The 17317-nt window shown below is 43.4% G+C and carries 16 protein-coding genes; 4 read left to right on the top strand and 12 right to left on the bottom strand.

Annotated elements, in window-relative coordinates:
* Positions 1 to 143: 143 nt before the first annotated feature.
* On the top strand, positions 144 to 266 hold the full coding sequence (locus ACXAH2_RS03585; protein ID WP_475076962.1) for a DUF2798 domain-containing protein: 123 nt from the start codon (positions 144 to 146) through the stop codon (positions 264 to 266).
* 99 nt (positions 267 to 365) lie between these two features.
* Here the strand turns inward: ACXAH2_RS03585 and ACXAH2_RS03580 are convergent, their stop codons facing one another.
* From ACXAH2_RS03580 to ACXAH2_RS03560, 5 genes are all read right to left on the bottom strand, one after another.
* Entirely contained in the window at positions 366 to 1640 is a 1275-nt protein-coding gene (locus tag ACXAH2_RS03580) for a GGDEF domain-containing protein (RefSeq protein WP_475076759.1), read from the bottom strand.
* 274 nt (positions 1641 to 1914) lie between these two features.
* On the bottom strand, positions 1915 to 2244 hold the full coding sequence (locus ACXAH2_RS03575; protein ID WP_475076757.1) for a hypothetical protein: 330 nt from the start codon (positions 2242 to 2244) through the stop codon (positions 1915 to 1917).
* Positions 2245 to 2547: 303 nt separating this feature from the next.
* Positions 2548 to 3027, bottom strand: coding sequence for an N-acetyltransferase family protein (locus ACXAH2_RS03570; RefSeq protein ID WP_475076756.1), 480 nt, complete (start codon positions 3025 to 3027; stop codon positions 2548 to 2550).
* A gap of 55 nt (positions 3028 to 3082) precedes the next feature.
* Positions 3083 to 3565 carry a nucleotidyltransferase domain-containing protein gene (locus ACXAH2_RS03565; protein ID WP_475076755.1) on the bottom strand — a complete coding sequence of 161 codons (483 nt, stop codon included), beginning with the start codon at positions 3563 to 3565 and terminating at the stop codon, positions 3083 to 3085.
* 234 nt (positions 3566 to 3799) lie between these two features.
* On the bottom strand, positions 3800 to 4249 hold the full coding sequence (locus ACXAH2_RS03560) for a pyridoxamine 5'-phosphate oxidase family protein (protein ID WP_475076753.1): 450 nt from the start codon (positions 4247 to 4249) through the stop codon (positions 3800 to 3802).
* A gap of 188 nt (positions 4250 to 4437) precedes the next feature.
* On the opposite strand from ACXAH2_RS03560, the gene ACXAH2_RS03555 reads away from it, so the two are divergent.
* Positions 4438 to 4710: a type II toxin-antitoxin system Phd/YefM family antitoxin gene (locus tag ACXAH2_RS03555; protein ID WP_475076752.1), complete on the top strand. Its 273-nt coding sequence runs from the start codon at positions 4438 to 4440 to the stop codon at positions 4708 to 4710.
* Positions 4691 to 4960: a Txe/YoeB family addiction module toxin gene (locus ACXAH2_RS03550; protein WP_475076750.1), complete on the top strand. Its 270-nt coding sequence runs from the start codon at positions 4691 to 4693 to the stop codon at positions 4958 to 4960. The genes ACXAH2_RS03555 and ACXAH2_RS03550 overlap by 20 nt, the downstream gene beginning before the upstream one ends.
* Before the next feature lie 89 nt (positions 4961 to 5049).
* Here the strand turns inward: ACXAH2_RS03550 and ACXAH2_RS03545 are convergent, their stop codons facing one another.
* The 6 genes from ACXAH2_RS03545 to ACXAH2_RS03520 form a co-directional block, all read right to left on the bottom strand.
* On the bottom strand, positions 5050 to 7359 hold the full coding sequence (locus tag ACXAH2_RS03545; protein ID WP_475076749.1) for an AAA family ATPase: 2310 nt from the start codon (positions 7357 to 7359) through the stop codon (positions 5050 to 5052).
* A gap of 403 nt (positions 7360 to 7762) precedes the next feature.
* Positions 7763 to 8494, bottom strand: a complete 732-nt coding sequence (locus ACXAH2_RS03540; RefSeq protein WP_475076748.1) for a hypothetical protein — start codon at positions 8492 to 8494, stop codon at positions 7763 to 7765.
* Positions 8495 to 8552: 58 nt separating this feature from the next.
* Entirely contained in the window at positions 8553 to 9107 is a 555-nt protein-coding gene (locus tag ACXAH2_RS03535; protein ID WP_475076746.1) for a hypothetical protein, read from the bottom strand.
* A gap of 1388 nt (positions 9108 to 10495) precedes the next feature.
* Complete coding sequence (locus ACXAH2_RS03530) at positions 10496 to 11134, bottom strand: RluA family pseudouridine synthase (RefSeq protein ID WP_475076745.1); 639 nt, start codon at positions 11132 to 11134, stop codon at positions 10496 to 10498.
* 4 nt (positions 11135 to 11138) lie between these two features.
* On the bottom strand, positions 11139 to 13967 hold the full coding sequence (rapA, locus tag ACXAH2_RS03525; protein WP_475076744.1) for an RNA polymerase-associated protein RapA: 2829 nt from the start codon (positions 13965 to 13967) through the stop codon (positions 11139 to 11141).
* 2 nt (positions 13968 to 13969) lie between these two features.
* Positions 13970 to 14587, bottom strand: coding sequence for a YigZ family protein (locus ACXAH2_RS03520; RefSeq protein ID WP_475076742.1), 618 nt, complete (start codon positions 14585 to 14587; stop codon positions 13970 to 13972).
* Positions 14588 to 14708: 121 nt separating this feature from the next.
* Here ACXAH2_RS03520 and ACXAH2_RS03515 point away from each other — a divergent pair, with 121 nt between their 5' ends.
* The gene (locus tag ACXAH2_RS03515) at positions 14709 to 16016 is read left to right on the top strand and encodes a DNA recombination protein RmuC (RefSeq protein ID WP_475076741.1); all 1308 of its coding nucleotides are present in this window, start codon (positions 14709 to 14711) and stop codon (positions 16014 to 16016) included.
* A gap of 32 nt (positions 16017 to 16048) precedes the next feature.
* Here the strand turns inward: ACXAH2_RS03515 and ACXAH2_RS03510 are convergent, their stop codons facing one another.
* Positions 16049 to 17212, bottom strand: coding sequence for a cation diffusion facilitator family transporter (locus tag ACXAH2_RS03510; RefSeq protein ID WP_475076739.1), 1164 nt, complete (start codon positions 17210 to 17212; stop codon positions 16049 to 16051).
* Between the last annotated feature and the right edge of the window lie 105 nt (positions 17213 to 17317).

Raw genomic sequence — 17317 nt, 5'->3', positions numbered from 1 at the left:
GAAAACCTTTAATCTCGCTTTTTAGCCAGAGTATAAGCCACATTACTTTGTATGGCGCCAGCGGCCGCCAATCCCAGTAAACGCCGAAACTTAGGGCATTCCATATGACTTGGAGCGGAACAGACAGCGGCATGTCATAAGGCATTCACACGGGGTTTGCTGACCAGTGGTTGAAAAGTTGTGTCACCACATGGCCAATTGCTTTCCCCACCCTTGCCATTGTCGCACCATTGGTCAGAAAAATAGTGGCGAAGATAACCCGATAGAGTGTTAGGATTGAAAATAACAAGGGACACCGCAGAGCAAAACGGCGGTGTTTTGCTGAAAAGCACCCAACCATCGCCCGTGTTATTTTGCCATGTAAATTATTTGGCTATGGCAAATTGTGAAGCGCAGATACTGCAATTACGTCCTTTTGCTTTGGCATCGTAAAGCGCATGATCCGCCTCTTTAATGAGGGCATCTGTGTTAATAACGTCATCTGTGTTCTCTTCTGTTGAGAACACTTCCGTGATGCCAGCACTGATGGAAACAGGGATGGTTTTTCCATCGTACACTATCTTTAGGTTTTTGATGACGTTACGGATGCGTTCAGCCACATTGAAGGCTTGTTGTTCATTCGCGTGCGGTAAGATGATGATAAATTCTTCGCCACCATAGCGGCCCACACAGTCACCTTGGCGAAGGCATGCTCGAATGGCTTTTGCGCACTGTTTGATCACTTCATCCCCCGCGGGTTGGCCATAGGTGTCATTGATTGATTTAAACTTATCTAAATCCATTAAAACAATGCTGAGTTTGCCGCCAAATTGATTTAAACGGTATATTTCTTTATCAAAAAAAGATAACGCCTGAGAGCGATTATCTATCTGCGTTAAACTGTCTTTTGTCGCCATCCTTTGTAACTTGTTATGGGCTATTTTCAGGGCAGACAATGGCAGTTTCATCAATCGGTAAGCAATGAAAAAAATAATCAATAGATTAGCAAGCACAATCAAAGTGCCGGTAATGATGGCCGTGTTCATGTCCTCGCGAAAGCGAGTAACGTCTTGATAGATTTCAAAGGCCCCAGCGATCAGCCCCGCTTGATTAAAAACCGGTGTGTAAGTTGCCACCACGTCGATGTCAAAATGCTGTTCAAAGCTTAAATCCATCTCGCTGTTTTTGTTGTACAGCTTAGAAACATTTTCCCCTATTAGCGCTTTTTCAAGGGAATCATTGCCAATATTCGTGCTGCCGATAAGGGTTTTATCCGTGCTGTAGGCAATGGTTCGATCTGGTGTGAAGACCTTTACCTTGATCATGTGAAAGGGCGCTAATGTCTGACGAAATGCCGTGTCTAATTTGTCCTCTGCTATGTTGCTAATATCAATATTGGCATTCTCATTGGCGAGTACTAATTCATAATGATTGTTGGTAAAAGCTTGGCTGATGCTGATGGCTTCCGCTTCCGCTCGATCAAGAATATAGGCTTTTGAAACCCAGTAAATAGTGAGGGTGGAAAAAATCAGAATGGCACTGCCCAAGATGGACAATAAAATAAACATGCTGCGAATGAGCTGGGTGGGGGTGAGTATTTCATCCCATTTTTGAGTCAATAAAGGGGGGAGATGCGGTATCTTATCATGGGGCCAAAACATAAATCCTCCATAACCATGTCTATGTTATATAAAAAAGACGCACAGAAAATGCTATTTACCTCTTTGATGTCTGGTAACGTCTTTTGCTGGTACCTTACTGTAGGTAAGCATCTACCTTGACCGATACCCTATTATTTTTATGGGGTCATAGTCATAGAGTGTAGTTGATAATCCTTATTTGGCTAGGGTGAGAAAATGACAGGGTGCCAATGCTGGAATTTAAGAGATTAAGGGGTTGGCAGATTGTAGAACAGGTGAGTTCTCATTAGTTTTCTTACCACCTAACTTCCTCGCCAGATTCAACAACATAACCGGAATCAACCAGACTGGTCATGATGAAAACCTGTTCGATGGGTAAGGTAAAATGTTCCGCTATGGCTTTTGATAATCCCGTTTGTAGTAGAGAAATATTTTTTTTCGACCACAGGGAAGGTAAATAGAGAGTCACGATTACCTCATACTCATTACCTATCTGTTGATCGTAATAACTGATGGTTATCGTCATCTGTTCTGGCGATTGCCCGGATGCATTGGCCCACAAATCGATCAAATTTGTGTTTCCGGGCTGACACTTTGAAGAGACCAAACAATTTGCTATAGGCATAGTATCACCTTGGTTTCATAAACTTATGGATAGACCCATTAAGGCAAACTTCATCCTTATTTGCTGCGGGGTTGTAGCGAGGTTCGAGCGGAAAGACCGTCCTACAACAGCGCTTTGTTATGTCATCTTAACGAAAAAGGATCAGAGTAGAATAATATTTAATTATACGCTGATCCCAATTATTCTTTAATTCCTAACGATTTGTTTTTCTTTATAATAATCAAAATACAACTTTTGTTGTATACTGAAGTTGTATTTCCATCTGACCTCTTTCCTTAGGTGCCATGCTGCTGATGGTTAGTTTCAGGACTCCGCCAAGGCATGTAGATTGGCGCCTGTTAATTGATAACCTAACCATTCGTTTTTTGGTTTAGCGCCAAGCGAATTGTAAAAGTTAATAGCAGGTTCGTTCCAATCAAGAACACTCCACTCGAACCTTCCACACCCTTTTTCAACGGCGATTTTGGCCAGATGTTTTAAGAGCGCTTTTCCGGCACCACTGCCACGTTCTGAACTGGTTACATAGAGATCCTCGAGATAAAGCCCATGTTTCCCCAACCAAGTTGAATAGTTAAAGAAATACACAGCAAAGCCAATGGGGATGCCATCTTTTTCACAGATAAGAGCCTGAGTGCTTGAACCTTCACCAAAGATTGAATTTTCAATCGACGCTTCGGTTGCAATTACCTCATGCTCTGCTTTTTCATAACGCGCTAACTCTTTTACGAACCTGAGGATTAACCTTGAATCATCTCTATTCGCTTCTCGTATAACTAATGGCATTGGTACTACTATACTCCTTTAGAAATGGAACCTTTCAATAACGAGCGCCGCTTTGTTACGGTTGGATTGAAGCAGAAACTTCTTTGATATCAATGATATCAACTTCTCGCCCCAGTACATACTTATAGGCAATAAGGTCTGAAGCAGGAATAACCGGTACTTCTACTCCCTCATATTTACCAATGACCGAGTGGCGATAATGAATATTGAGCTCAAACCACTCTCCGGTTGAACCATTCAAAATCTTTGTTCCTTGAGACAAACCTATTTCAATTTTTTGCTCGTCATATATTAACTGGAAATATTCCACATCCCATCCATGCTCTAACAATCGATTCAACGGTTTTGATATATAGTCTTCAACTTTAGCTAATACTGACTGAGAAAACTCTCTTGGAATATAAAGATCAATGTCAGCGACAGGTCGCTTACCTCCATGAATCGATGCAGCTAAACCTCCCACTATTTGATAAGGAATATTATCTTCTTCGAGTGTGTTTTTAATCCAGACTAATGCTCTTAATACCTTATTGACCATCTGCTACCAATTAACAATACTTGATTAATATGAAGACCATAACATTTCAATAGTGCGCGTGCGCGTTTACGCATTTGAGTTATCTTTTGAAACGTTGTAACCCATTGAAATAAAATAACAACTCAACGTACTTTTAATTAAACTCAACGTATTTTCAATGAAAAGGGACAGGGTAGAATGATATTGACTCTGCCCCCAATCAATTTGTATGTGGGGAGCCATATCAAGGTTTAGTTATATGCCATATGCCCGCTTTGCACTTTCAATTTGGCTTTCTTCTGTAGCACCTTTGACCAAATAATAGCCCGGAGCAATTATTTTGCTACAGGATATGACTCTAACTTTGATGATGCCTTTAACTGGAAAAACATCACCAACGATGGGCTCAACCTTTGGGAAGAGTGTATTATATTCAGCGCTTTCAGAATCAATGTATTCAGCTTTTCCTTTGATTTTAAAGCCTTTTTGCTTCAACACATGAACGAAGCTAATACACACATTTTCATTGCTCTGAATATTGTTGACACTTTCAGGAGAAGCAATATTTGCGATCAAAATATGAGAATCACCATAAGGCAAGAACACTTCTTTAGGTGAGCAATTTGGAAAGCCATGCTCATCACAGGTCGCTAACCAGCAAAGAACACTTTCATTTATAGAAGCTAAAATCTCTTCATTTAACATCGATATACTTCTCCTTCACGGCATATCAAATAAAAGGGATAAAAGTAGAATAGTATTTAATCTTACTCTGATCCTAATAATTTTTTGGAATTCTAGGCTATAGCATTTTCTTGTTTCTCTGTGATTGCCTTGTTAAGGCTTCCATTCTATTATGTACTGAAATGCCGTACATTTAAGTGGTGATAGATATGAACAGTGTAAGTGTTAATAAATTTAGAGATAACTTGAAAAGCTTTGTAGAACAGATAGTTGGAAACCACGAACCATTAAAAGTGACTAGACGTTCTGGTGAAGACTTCATCGTGATGAGCGCAGAGGACTGGGAACGAGAGCAAGAAACATTGTACATTTTGCAAAATACTAACCTAATGAAGCAGATTGCTGACTCTTTGAGTACCCACAGTGAAAATAAAGGATACAAGCCGAACAAGGAGGAGGTGAGTGAGATCACTGGTCTTTGAGGGTAGCACTTGGCAAGAGTATGAAATCTTGCGAGAAAAGGATAAGAAACTACATAAAGTTTTGTGCCGACAATTAAAGGAAATGTTAAGGGATAACCCCGCTGAGGGAGCAGGTAAGCCAGAATCACTGAAACATAATTTATCCGGGCTTTGGTCACGGCGCCTTAGCCAGAAAGATCGATTAATTTATAAGTACGATGATCAGTATGTCTATATCTTTGCTATTGGCGGACACTACGGACAGCACTGAATAGCCTTAACGCTTTGCTCACCGGAAAATTGCGAGCTCAGCGAGTAATTTTTCCAAGTGCAGTGGCTTGTTATACGCTTTTATACTAATCATGCAACAACCTCGAGCATTTCGTTGTAATGAATCTCATCAACTTCCTGAAGCCATGTAAATATATCACCAATGACATTTAGGCTTTCACCTAATAGGTTTTCTGATGAATCCTCATTGATTTCAATCACAGCGCTATGTGAATATTTGTTTATGAAGCGATAAATCTTTTCTTTGGTGGCTTCATTTGTGATTTTGCAGCCGTTCAAACCACAATTCATTAGCTGCGCAATATTACTTCGGTGCTTTGGAAACTTGAAGCTAAAAAATGATTCAAGTAATTTCCTCGCAAGATTCGCTGTTAAAAAAGCTTCGTCGCGTGACAGTGCGGGGTTGTCTTTGTATTTATGAAGCTTTGAAAATATATAATGGTATTCTGAATTGTAATTAATCAAACTAGCGTCTGCGTCTTTAAACGTTGATTGGCGTGGAGCAGCTGTAGACGCTTCAATTGTATAGAAGAACGCATTAGGTTCTTTAGGTGGATTCTTTCCCATTCTATTGCGGTTTACACCTTCGAACCAATCACGTATTAATTTGAAGTAAGTAAAGTTGTGTGTAAATACGAATAGCTGCTTTGCCTTGCCACAATTGCTACGAAGAAACGAATACGCATGAAACAAGTGGTTCGAGTCAAAGCTTGAAACAGGATCATCGACAACAACGATAGTATTTTCCATCTTGTTATCGTTTTCTTTCAACTTGGTTATGAAATAAACAAACGCAATAGCCGTTTTTTCACCTTCGCTCAAGTTTCCTTCTACCGGAACGGAATCGTTCCGCAATATTTCGTACCCTTTTTTATTCGGATTGAATCGGAGGGTTAATTCACTGCGTCCAAGAAACTTATGAAGTGATTCATTAAACTGGTCAGCGCCCACGCCTTCATTTGATAGTAAATCTTCAAGTGTTCGGATTTCTGTGTTTCTAGTGTTAATTGTTGTTTTTAGCACTTCATTTGCGATAGTTCGATTAACGACTTCTTTTTTCTTATCGTGATACCCGAATGATTTCACTTCGGTAGTCGCATAGTGAAGTTCAAGTTGCTTTTTAGCTTTATCAGTTTCTTTTTTGAAATTTCCTGACTTATGATTGTGCTTATCAACAGCTGCGACAATAGCGGTCATAGCATCGTTAAACGCGTTTATGAATGATTCACTTATAACTTCAACCGTTAGAGTGATTTCAAGTGGATTAGCTGTCTTGTCTTTTAATACATTGTGCCAGACCTTGATTTCTTCGTTCAGGTCTGTGATTGCCTTTTCCAGCGCCGTACATGCTTCGATGTACCCATTTTTGAATTCGTCGTAAAAATCACTTGCAGCGGGTAGCGTTGGGGGTTGAACATATTGACCGGAAAGCCAGCCATCTGCACTTTCAAGCCGGGTCTGAAAGGCTTTGTAATCGTCATTAAAGTGGGCTTCAAGTTTTTTAATGCGTTCTTCGGTAATAGTGTTACCACAAAATTCACATTCGTTTGTATCGTGGCGCTTATGGAGGTCAAGACCAGTTTCAACCCAAGACTTTATATCAGTATAATCAACAAGCCGCTGAATAGTTTGGCTGACCACGCTAGTTTTCAAAAGGTTATCAAGTCGTTCTTTAGCTTTGGTAAAAGTATCTTGATTAATAGCGCGTTTATTAAAGATGATCGGGGACTTTTGAGCAGGCTTCGCAGCATTGGTTAATTCAACAATTTTTTGATCATCAAGAAGTGAATCGTCCGACTTACATTCTTCAAGGTGGTCTTCTATGAACTTTCCAAACTTACGCCTATCGTAGTTAAGGTAGTAATTGTCTGTAGTATCAATGGACTGAAGACTTGTCTTCATGTGTCGCGCGCTATCAGTTCCAAACTTTGAAACAGCGCCATCAAGTTTTCTTATTGCTTCTGCTTCTATGCCGTGCGCTTTGCTATCGACGTCCTGCTCTTGTTTCAATTTTTCTAGTTTTTTACGTTCTTCAATCTTTTCTTTATCAACAAGCAATATGCTTTTTACAACGCTATTCCATGAAATATTTTCGTCAATAAAGTTATGGTTAAAGGTGTAAACGTTAAGGTCAGAATCCGCCACGTTCGCTTGTGTGATTGCTGTGCCATTATCTACGTTTACAGTGAATTCTGAAGAAGGAAATTTACTTGAAGTAACTTTATTTTCGATACACCTAAACAACCCCGAAAGCGTAGACTTACCACTTCCATTCCAACCATAAAACAGGTTGTACTTCCCAAAATCTTTAGCATTGGCGTTTGTGTGGTCCTGATAGATACCAAACTGTTTTAGTTTTTTTATGCTTTTTATTGACATAACATCCTTGCTCTAAAAGTCACTTGGTGTTCAATTGACGTATAACAGTTTAATAGTGTGCACGTTCATTTAGGTATTGGGGTTATTTTTTGAAGCCCTGTAAGCCATAAAAATTGAATAATGATTCAATCCCCTACGAAAAAGCGAGCGTTACAAATGAGTGAGTGCGTTATTTCATCTTTCTTTTAGGTAAGCACAGCGTGTCATCCCTAAAAAAAGAGCACACTTGTAAATCCTTACCTATTGATACTAGAACGCCATTTCATTTCTTGCCAGTACAAAACGCGTATTTTCTTGATATTGAGTTGTACAAAACGAGCAATATCTTCGTAATATGGATTAAAAGGTAATAATTAGGGAGTAGGTGACCAAAATCATATCGAAGACTCATTCACATTTCCTATTAGTCTTGAAAACGCACAAACATATTAAATACCTCTGCTTTTTTCGCGATTTCTGGTAGCGTAACTCCACAGCTAATGCAGTTAGCGCTTTTGCTAATGATATAATCAATATCAATCTGAATTTTTGGAAGTTGCCAGTCCAGATCCTTTCGTAATTCACAGGCGTATTCCATGCAAAATGCTAGCGCAATACGTTCAGCATGAGTTTGATCCTTGTTTCCGTTTATGTCACACATTTGCACCCAGTTATTAGATTTTTTACAAACATTATATGCACCCGTGATGATCGCGCATTGTTGTTCACCAACTTCAAATCTGCCCACCATCAGACAGAACTCTCTTTTTGGGTCGCTATTTCTTCTATTACCTTCACCATAAGTGTCTTTGATTTCTTTGATTTCTTGTTTAGGAATATTTTGCATAAGACTTATATCAGAGTCATAGCCATTATTTTTAAAACTATCGAGATCAAGTTGCCAAACTTTGGGGAAAGCGGTCCATATTTTCATTTCCTGAAGTTTATTGCTTATCGCGTAGTCGAGACTAATACGGCTAATTCTATCGTTGTCCAAGACTGTAAGCTTGTTCAGTTTTCCTAGATCTCCTAGTTTCTCGTTGAGTCCCCTTTGATAAGTGATGGTGTTCATGCAAGAGTCCATTTTCTTTACATCAAGATCTAATGCTGTTTTTATGAGGTCGTATTCAGGGATTCCCCAGTTTTCAATTGGCATAAATTTATCCTCTTTTTCAATTTTGTTGAGAAAAGCGAAAGCTTGCTCATTTCATTGTTCAATATTCACCAAGGCTCCACATGCCTTTTTCATAACTTAAAATCGGGATAGTGTGGTCGCGATACATACCTCGTTGCATCAATAACTTAAGCCCTTTAAAAGATTTGTTTTCAGGTACAAAAAATCCCATACAAACATTGTTTTCGAGCATGCGTTGTTCAATGTTGCTAAATGAACAGCCTTTCAAGAAATAGGTGTCATCATCGTCGTACAGGTCAGCCAGAGGTTCATCATCTTCAGCTATGTTCATGGTGTAATTATCGTGCAATAGGTAATAAGAGTTTTCGCACTGCTTTAAAAGCAAATTACAGCCATCCATGCTATCAGTAATAATTGAGATAGCAGTAGTTGGCATCGCTGGAACCTTTATGACTGATACAGCCCGGTCAATGTAGGGAAGGTAGAAACAGGTATTGCCTTCAGTGAAATCTATGAGTCGAAACGTCTGGTTGTCTCGCGCCAGAGAACATTTTTGTAAACTCTGAGCATTGTTATTGATGAAGGATTCTTTATTACCGTTGAAATTTTTCAACTCGATTGTCAAAGAGGCCATAAAATAAATGCTCCTTTAGGTTAATAGTACAACCTAATTTATAACATTAGTCTCCTTGCTAATCGGGCTTAACTACCAAGGTTTCGTCAAAAACAATGAAGTCAAAATATGTTTGAATATTACTTAAATTTAGCGAGACTTAAGGAGATATGTGTTCAGGTATCAAGATTGAAAATAGAGCTAAGGTGAAGAGTCAATTAATTTTTAAATACCCCCATCACTAACTGAAAATTGCCCAGAAGTCACCTGTAGATATGTCGAGTGTAAGCGCACGATCAAGCCACAACACATAGACGCAGTAAAGTTAAGGGCTTGTTGTCAAGTCATTGTCTAATTAGAGGTGTTATTTGGACCTCAATTTGGAGACTTTTCCAGTTTTAACAGCTCTTGGCGAAGCCTTTTAATCCTAAGTGTCCACGTATTTGGGCTAAGTGTCATTTCAGCCTGCTTTATCACCGTACGTCCATCGTCGAAATCTTTATTCGTGTATAGACCTTTGGCCGTTTTAAGATGCTGATAGGCGGCATATTCCTTCCGTACCTCGTCAGCGACTGACTGAACGCCTCTTTGTCTGACATAGGCTGCCCAAACCATGAAAGAGAATATTGCCTGACTTTTCATGGCTGTCTGATATGCCTCATGAGAATGCTGGAATCCCCCTTATCCTAGTTTTCCTCTTAAAGAAAAGGGGAGGGAACATAAGATTTTGTCAGATGTGAAACCCTTTTAAACGTAAAAAGAGATAATGAGCCTGTCAGCAAAAAATGCTCGACGCGTTCCTGAATGCGCGACAAAGAGCAATATTGGGAATAGGATGAAAGCGACCTTTTGCTTACCTTTAGAAAGAGAGTTTTGTGGCGCTACTCTTAAATTCAAAAAAGAAGTTACCCGCTTAGCCTTTCCCAGAGTTAAAAGGCGGAAAAAAGCACCCCGACCAAAGCCATTAAGAGGAAACCAAAATTCCCTCGGGCAGAGGTAATATAGCCCCCAACCAAAGCCAATGAGAGAAAAATCAAGAACGCTCAGGCAGATTAAATATTAGACTTGTTCTATAGAAAACCAAAATACAACTTTTACTGTAAACTAAAGTTTTATTTTAAAAGGCAAAGGAAAGGAACATGAATTTTGCTTAAATATAAAACGCTTTTAAACGTAAAAAGAGGTAGCGAGCCACTGGTGAAAACTCTCGACACGTTCCTGAATGTGCGAAAGGGTTAAAGCGACTTTTTGGTTACTTTTGTGGCGCTAGACAAAAGTTACTCGCTCAGCAGAGCGGAAAAAAGCCCCCCGCTCAAAGCCATTCAAAGGAAAACCACGAAACCTCGGGCAAAGCAAAACCCAAAAAGGGTATAAGGGAAATTCCCTTCAAAAAGGGCTGGGGAATCCCCCTAAAACGGCATTGGCGCCACAAACGCCACCCACGCCCCCGTGAAGGGATGACAAAATTCCAATCGATAGGCGTGCAGCAATAATCTTTCATCCGCGCTGGAATACTCAGGGTCGTAGAATTCGTCGCCTATGATGCTGTGTCCTAGGCTTTGCATGTGGACGCGCAATTGGTGGGAGCGGCCAGTGTGAGGGGTTAGGCGAACTCGGGTGGTGTTGTCTTGATAGTCGAGCACTTGCCAGAAGGTGATGGAGTCTTTGCTCCATTCGTCGGTGCAGACGATTTGTCGAGGTCGGTTGGGCCAATCACAGCGCAGTGGTTTGCGCACTTCACCGCGTTGCCCCTGTAGGCGACCACGCAGTAGGGCGCGGTATTCTTTTTTCACTTCTCGCTCACGAAAGTGGGCGTACATGCGCTTTTGGCAGTCGTGGGTTTTGGCGACCAAGATTAAGCCAGAGGTGGCTTCGTCCAGTCGATGAATGGCAAAGGCTTCACCGAAGGTTTGCTCAGCTCGAAAGAGGATGGAGTCCTGCTTGTCTGGGCCGCGACCGGGCACAGACAAGCAGTTTGCTGGTTTGTTGATGACGGCGAACCAGTCATCTTCATACAGTATCTCCAACAAGGGATTGTCTTCGATCACTGAGTCATTCCGGTTTAGTGGTCAAGATGATGCGAATCGCGTCGAGGCGAATCTGGTGCTCATCAATACGCACTAAGCCTTCTTGCATGTTGTTTTCCAAGGCTTGGATGTCTTCGTCACGAATCAAGTTGTTATAGGCTTTGAGTTCCCGTAGACGGTCGATCTCGTTTTCACAGCGATGCTGGTAAGCGGTCTTGGCTGCGTGAACAATCGGGCGCGCTTGATCTTGGGCGTTTAATTGGTGTGCTTGCAGCACTTCAATTAGGTCTTTGCGCAAGGCGGCAACCCATTGCTCGGCGACACGGTTCGGTACGCCTTTGAGTTTTTCTGCCCATTTGTCCGCGGTAAATTGCTGATGTAGGAATTTGCCGTTGGAGTCGGACAGTTGCCACATAGGCGTCATGGGTAGTGATTGTGCCAATTTGAGGCGCGGGTGCGCGGTGGCTTCAATCACGAACATGCTTTCCACCAATACCGTGCCTTCTGGCAAGGCGGCGATGGGCAAAATGGCGGACGTCAGTTTGCCTGAGTCAAAGCCTTGTACTTCGTCCATCAGCATGGTGATGAGCGGGTGTTCCCAAGTGGCAAAGGCCACGTCTTCACGCTGGCTGGCTTGACGGCGATCCAGCATCAGCATTTTGCCTTCTTCCTCAATGCCGGGCAGGGCTTCGAGCATCATATCGGTGGAAGGGCGAATAAACCAAGCGGCCGCATCGGCATCGTCATTTTGACAATCGGCGTAGATGTTAAACGCATGGGTGACTTGTTCAATGTAATGGTGCAAGCCTTTGGTGGCTTGATGATTGATCTGGTCAATCAACTGGCGTGCTTGTTCTGGGCGGCAAGAGCTCATTTCCAACAAGCGATTACGGCCTTCGTCCATCTGTTTCAACAGGGCTTCATGGTAAACATGGGCTTCTTGTAGCAAGTCGCTGTCATCGTCCTGACCGTGCAGATAAGCGTGTAGGCTTTCACGGAAGGCGTCTTCGACTTTATCGCCAGAGCCTGTGGTACGACAGAAGGCATTTAGGGCGTGGTGATACCAGTTAAACAAGCGTTCTTGTACGCTGTCTTTTAGGTATGGCACGTGGATTTGCACGTCGTTAAGTTGGCCTAAACGGTCCAGACGACCAATACGCTGTTCCAGCAGGTCTGGGTGCTCAGGCAAGTCGTACATGACCAAGTGATGGCTGAACTGGAAGTTACGACCTTCGCTGCCAATTTCGGAACAAACGAGGATTTGCGCACCGTCTTCATCGGCAAAGTAAGCGGCCGCTCGGTCACGGTGGATCAGCGGCATTTGTTCATGGAAGTCGGCACTTTGGAAACCGGCAAAGGTCAGTTGGTCGTTGAGCCATTGTGCCATGTCGGCAGTATGACAAATGACGAGGACTTTGTCCGCCTGACATTCAAGGAATTCTTTTAGCCAAATCCAACGTGGGTCTTTTTCCCAATGACCATCTGCTACTTCGTGTTCTGGTTGCAAGTGATGGGAAGCCGAAGCGAAGAATTCATTGTTTTCCAGCGAATAAGAATGCAGGTAACGATCTGGGAATCCACCCACCGCCGCACGGGTGTTACGGAACATTTCACGGCCCGTACCGTGGCGGTCAATCAGCCAATTAATAGCATCTTTTGCCGCGGCAACGTGAGCGTCGCCTTGACTTTGTTGCAGTTGGATAAACCAGTCTTTGCTTTGCACTTCGTCTAGGTAGGCATGAAATGCTTGGCTCCAATCTTTGGCGACAAGGCCATGATTTTCTTGGCTGTAAGGCAACAAGCTTTCGGCCAATTCTGCCGCTTGTTTGAATTCCTGTTGCTGCGCCAAATAACGATCAAAGTCGTGGTAATGGTCTGGGTCTATGAGTTGCAAACGTGAGAAGTGTTCGCGCTCACCCGTTTGTTCTGGTGTGGCACTGAGCAACAATAGGGATTCGGTTTGCGCTGCCAAACGGGCAACAAGTTGATAGCCCATGCTAGGTGTTTCTGGGTGCCAAGCTAGGTGGTGCGCTTCGTCCACTATGATCATGTCCCACTCAGCCGACAACATATGTTGTGCAGCGTGGCGGTGTTGACTGGCCCAATCAATCGGTGCAATGGCGAAAGGCTGTTGCTCAAATGGGTTGTCGTCGCCTTCCATGAAGTCTTCGTATACAGACTCATTGATAAGGGAAAATGGCTGATGGAAACGACGCAGCATTTCCACTAACCATTGGTGCTGTAGGTTGGTTGGCGTCAGGATCAAAACCCGTTTGCACAAGCCGTTTAAAAGGCGTTGGTGCAGAATCAAACCGGCTTCGAGGGTTTTCCCCATGCCCACTTCGTCACACAACAAGGCGCGCGCTTTGGGGCGGTTGGCAATGTCGTGAGCGAGGTAAATTTGGTGCGGTAGTAGTTCGGCTTTGAGGCCCATTAAACCACGCACAGGTGACGCCGCATTGGCGGCTTGGTGTTCTAGGGTATGACGGCGTAAGTCAAACCACATACGACGTGCAGGAGACAAGGCCAATAAGGAATCCAGCTCGTTTTTGTCATTGCGTGGGAACTGAATGATGGATTCTTCTAACCAATCGTCGTCATCGCTAACGCGGTATTCGACCAGGCCATCGATTTCTTCCACTTCCAGTACAGTGAAGGTGTCTTCTTGAAAGTGCAGTTGGTCGCCAACCGTTAAGGTACGCCTTACTAGGCTGGTTTGATCGTTTGAGTATTGACGGTCCGTTTCGGCGTCAGCAAAGTGTAAGGTAAAGGATTTAGCTTGTTTCTCAATTATCATGCCAACGCCGAGATCAGGCTCGTTGCGGCTACTCCATCTTTGTCCAGTTTGGTACATGGTTATGCGTTGTCCGGTTCTATTAAGGTTAAGCTGCCTTGGCAGAGATCCGTTAGGGCGGATTGTTGCTCTGGCCAAGTGCGTTCAATGACAGCAAGATCAAGAATGATGCTGTCGCTGTATGATTTGTTGGTGACTTCAATATCACTCTGTTCTAGCCAATATTCTACCTTGCCCAATAAAGGGTAGGCGATTTTTAGCTGCACAGGGCGACGTGGGTAAATATTTTCATATTGGGTTTGCGTTAAGGCTTCTTGTACCGCTTGGCTGTAAGCGCGAACCAAACCGCCTGCGCCCAATTTGATACCGCCAAAATAGCGAGTGACTACCACAGTGATTTCACCAAAGTCTGAATGCTGTAAGACGTTTAACATAGGTTTGCCTGCCGTGCCTTTGGGTTCGCCATCGTCACTCTGATCCCATAAGTGAACATTGTTCGGCGCGCCTGCGACAAAGGCCCAACAGTGGTGATTGGCATCGGGAAATTCAGCTCGAATGTCATCGATGCATTGTTTCGCTGCGTCACGGCCTTGGGTGCGACAGACAGTGGTAATAAATTGGCTGTTTTTAATTTCCAATTCAAAGCGTTGTCTGTGTGTTGGGCTAAGATAGTAATCCATGTAAACTTACTAAGACTTGTTCGGCCATTATGCGTCACTTAGGTGCTGACATCACTTTGGTGCTAAAAAGGTCTCTTATCCTTTAATCTTTTCTTTTAAAAAATAGTAGGTTGTATATTTTATGATTGATTGGCTTGGGCAATCCATTTGGGCGCTATCTGGTTTTTTTGCCGCGACCTTATTGGTGTCTCTTGTTGCCATGCTTATTGTACAGGCTATGCGTCGCAAGTGGCAGCAGGAGCAGGCAAAAATTCTGCAACAAAATGAAGAATTACAACGACTCTTGTCTCAATCGAAAGACCAGCAGCATTATTTAGAGAAAGAGGCCATTACTTTGGAGCAGCAGTTTGCCGCCGCTCAGCAAGTATGGCAGGAGAAAGAAGCCTTTTACCGGGAACAGAAAAAGCAAAATGAAGTGGAATTCAAACAGCTTGCTCAAGACATTATGGCTCAGCAAGGCCGTCATTTGGCGAAAGAGAACGAACGTCAGTTGGGGTCCTTGTTGACGCCACTGGGGACACAGATTCAGAAATTTCAGGAACGAGTGGAAAAAAGTTATGAAGCCGAGGCTCGTGAGCGTTTCTCTCTCGCCAAAGAAATTAAAAACCTACAGCAGCTGAACCAAAAAATCAGCGACGATGCGGTCAATCTTACCCATGCTTTGAAAGGGCAAAATAAGCTGCAAGGCGGTTGGGGTGAGGTGATTTTGGAGCGTATTCTGGAGCGATCAGGTCTGGAAAAAGGCCGAGAATATCAAGTGCAGACCTCTTATCAGAGCGAAGATGGTCGTCGCTTGCAGCCAGATGTGGTGATTCATCTACCGGACAATAAGCAAATCGTGGTGGATTCCAAAATGGTCTTGGTGAGTTATCTGGCTTACATGGAAGCGCAAAGCGACGAAGACAAAAATCGCGCTTTAAAGCAGCATTTGGACGCGGTACGCCGTCACATGAAAGCGCTGAGTGCTAAGTCTTATCATGATTTGCCAGGCGTGTCGTCATTGGATTTCGTGTTGCTCTTTATCCCGATTGAAGCGGCGTTTGGCTTAGCCTTGCAAGCGGACAATGGGTTATTCAGCGAAGCCTTTGAACACAATATCATTATTGTTGGACCATCGAATTTGTTAGCGACCTTGCGTACGGTGCAAAATATTTGGCGTAATGAAAAGCAAAGCCAAAATGCCATTGAGATCGCCCGTCAAGCGGGTGCCATGTATGACAAGTTCTCGGGCTTTGTGCAAGACATGGACGACATTGGCGGTAAGCTAGAGGCAGTCAATCGCAGCCACGATGCGGCGTTGAAGAAGCTGACCACAGGGCGAGGTAATTTGTTGGCACGTGCCGAGAAGCTAAAACAAATGGGCGCTAAGGCCAGTAAAAGTTTGCCGGAAGAACATTTGAACCAAGCTTTAGAAGATCAAAGAGATTGATCTTCTAAAGCTTGCTGGTGATAAGCGAGTGATTAGGCCTTGTGTACCCAGTGCACACTGGCTTGATGTAAATAACCCACTTGATTCAGTATAAAGAGTATTTGCTGGCTGGCGGCCGCTTGTTGTTCCACAGGCAGTTGGTCGGCTTGGGCGATGATTTCCATTTCCAATTGCTTATTAAGGTAATGCAAGCGTGTGTTCTCTAAATCTATGTAAGCTTTATGTTCTCTTAATAGGTAACCTAAGTCGGCCAAAATTTGCTGGCGAGCAGGCAGCTTGAGTTGTGGTGGTTTGCCTTTTTCCTCACGGAAACTGTCGGTTTGAATGCTGTCGTCGGTATCAATGTGTACCATCACATCGGCCACTTGCGAGTGGGCTTGTTTGATGGTGTAGGCCACTAAATCCCCAAGGTAATGACCTTCGCTCACGGTGGCGTGGCTGGGTACATGAATGTGCATGTCGAGGTAAATTTTGCCTGCCATAGAACGGGCGCGCATATCGTGGGGGGCCATCACATGCTTGAGGCTATTTGCCGTGTCTTTGATTTGTGCCATTAGTTTAGGGTCAGGTGCGGTATCCACTAATTCAGCGAGGTTTTCCCAAATCATGCCAATGGCCATTTTGGCGATTAACAAGGCTACAACCACTGCGGCGGCGAGGTCGGCCCAAGGAATGCCCAGATAAATACCCGCTAAACCAGCCAATACCGCCACCGATGATAAGGCATCGCTGCGACTGTGCCAGGCATTGGCAATCAGCATCTTACTCTGAATCTTCTCACCTGCCTGTTTGGTATAGTGAAAGATGCCTTCTTTTACCACTATGGTAACGAGGATGGCAGCCAAACCGTACCAGGTGAATTGTGCCGCTTGTTGTTCAGTGGTGAAGGCATCCACAGCGATACCAATCGCCACTAGCATTAACACGAACCCCAGTACAACTGTGGTCAGGGTTTCAAAACGCAAATGGCCATAGGGATGGTTTTCATCTGGACCACGACGAGCATTGGCTGAGGTGAAGTAGACAAAGATATCCGTAACAAGATCAGAGAGGGAGTGAATACCGTCGGCCAATAGGGCGTTAGAGTGTGAAAAATGGCCTGCGAGGATTTTGGCAATTCCTAGAAGGGCATCCCAAATCGCGCCAACGAGCGTCACTTTTTTGGCGATCTGTTGTTCTTGCTTGAGTTTTGACATTTATCCACTCGCTGTACGATTTTTGCACCGATTTTGGTTAACTAATGATGTGGTGTTTAGTGTGCTATTTACAGCGCAATACCAGCTTATCTGGTTTGCCGAGCT

The sequence above is a fragment of the Marinomonas sp. ABL3_031 genome (genome assembly GCF_056161265.1).
Note: the sequence above shows the minus strand (reverse complement) of the source record. Positions and strands in the feature narration are given on the sequence as shown.

Bases quoted from the DNA above. Each gene is read 5' to 3' on its own strand.
- ACXAH2_RS03555 (WP_475076752.1), top strand. From the start codon at position 4,438: ATGAACAGTGTAAGTGTTAATAAATTTAGAGATAACTTGAAAAGCTTT.
- ACXAH2_RS03565 (WP_475076755.1), bottom strand. From the start codon at position 3,565: ATGGTCAATAAGGTATTAAGAGCATTAGTCTGGATTAAAAACACACTC.
- ACXAH2_RS03570 (WP_475076756.1), bottom strand. From the start codon at position 3,027: ATGCCATTAGTTATACGAGAAGCGAATAGAGATGATTCAAGGTTAATC.
- ACXAH2_RS03515 (WP_475076741.1), top strand. From the start codon at position 14,709: ATGATTGATTGGCTTGGGCAATCCATTTGGGCGCTATCTGGTTTTTTT.
- ACXAH2_RS03520 (WP_475076742.1), bottom strand. From the start codon at position 14,587: ATGGATTACTATCTTAGCCCAACACACAGACAACGCTTTGAATTGGAA.
- ACXAH2_RS03510 (WP_475076739.1), bottom strand. From the start codon at position 17,212: ATGTCAAAACTCAAGCAAGAACAACAGATCGCCAAAAAAGTGACGCTC.
- ACXAH2_RS03535 (WP_475076746.1), bottom strand. From the start codon at position 9,107: ATGGCCTCTTTGACAATCGAGTTGAAAAATTTCAACGGTAATAAAGAA.
- ACXAH2_RS03575 (WP_475076757.1), bottom strand. From the start codon at position 2,244: ATGCCTATAGCAAATTGTTTGGTCTCTTCAAAGTGTCAGCCCGGAAAC.
- rapA (WP_475076744.1), bottom strand. From the start codon at position 13,967: ATGTACCAAACTGGACAAAGATGGAGTAGCCGCAACGAGCCTGATCTC.
- ACXAH2_RS03560 (WP_475076753.1), bottom strand. From the start codon at position 4,249: ATGTTAAATGAAGAGATTTTAGCTTCTATAAATGAAAGTGTTCTTTGC.
- ACXAH2_RS03540 (WP_475076748.1), bottom strand. From the start codon at position 8,494: ATGCCAATTGAAAACTGGGGAATCCCTGAATACGACCTCATAAAAACA.
- ACXAH2_RS03580 (WP_475076759.1), bottom strand. From the start codon at position 1,640: ATGTTTTGGCCCCATGATAAGATACCGCATCTCCCCCCTTTATTGACT.
- ACXAH2_RS03545 (WP_475076749.1), bottom strand. From the start codon at position 7,359: ATGTCAATAAAAAGCATAAAAAAACTAAAACAGTTTGGTATCTATCAG.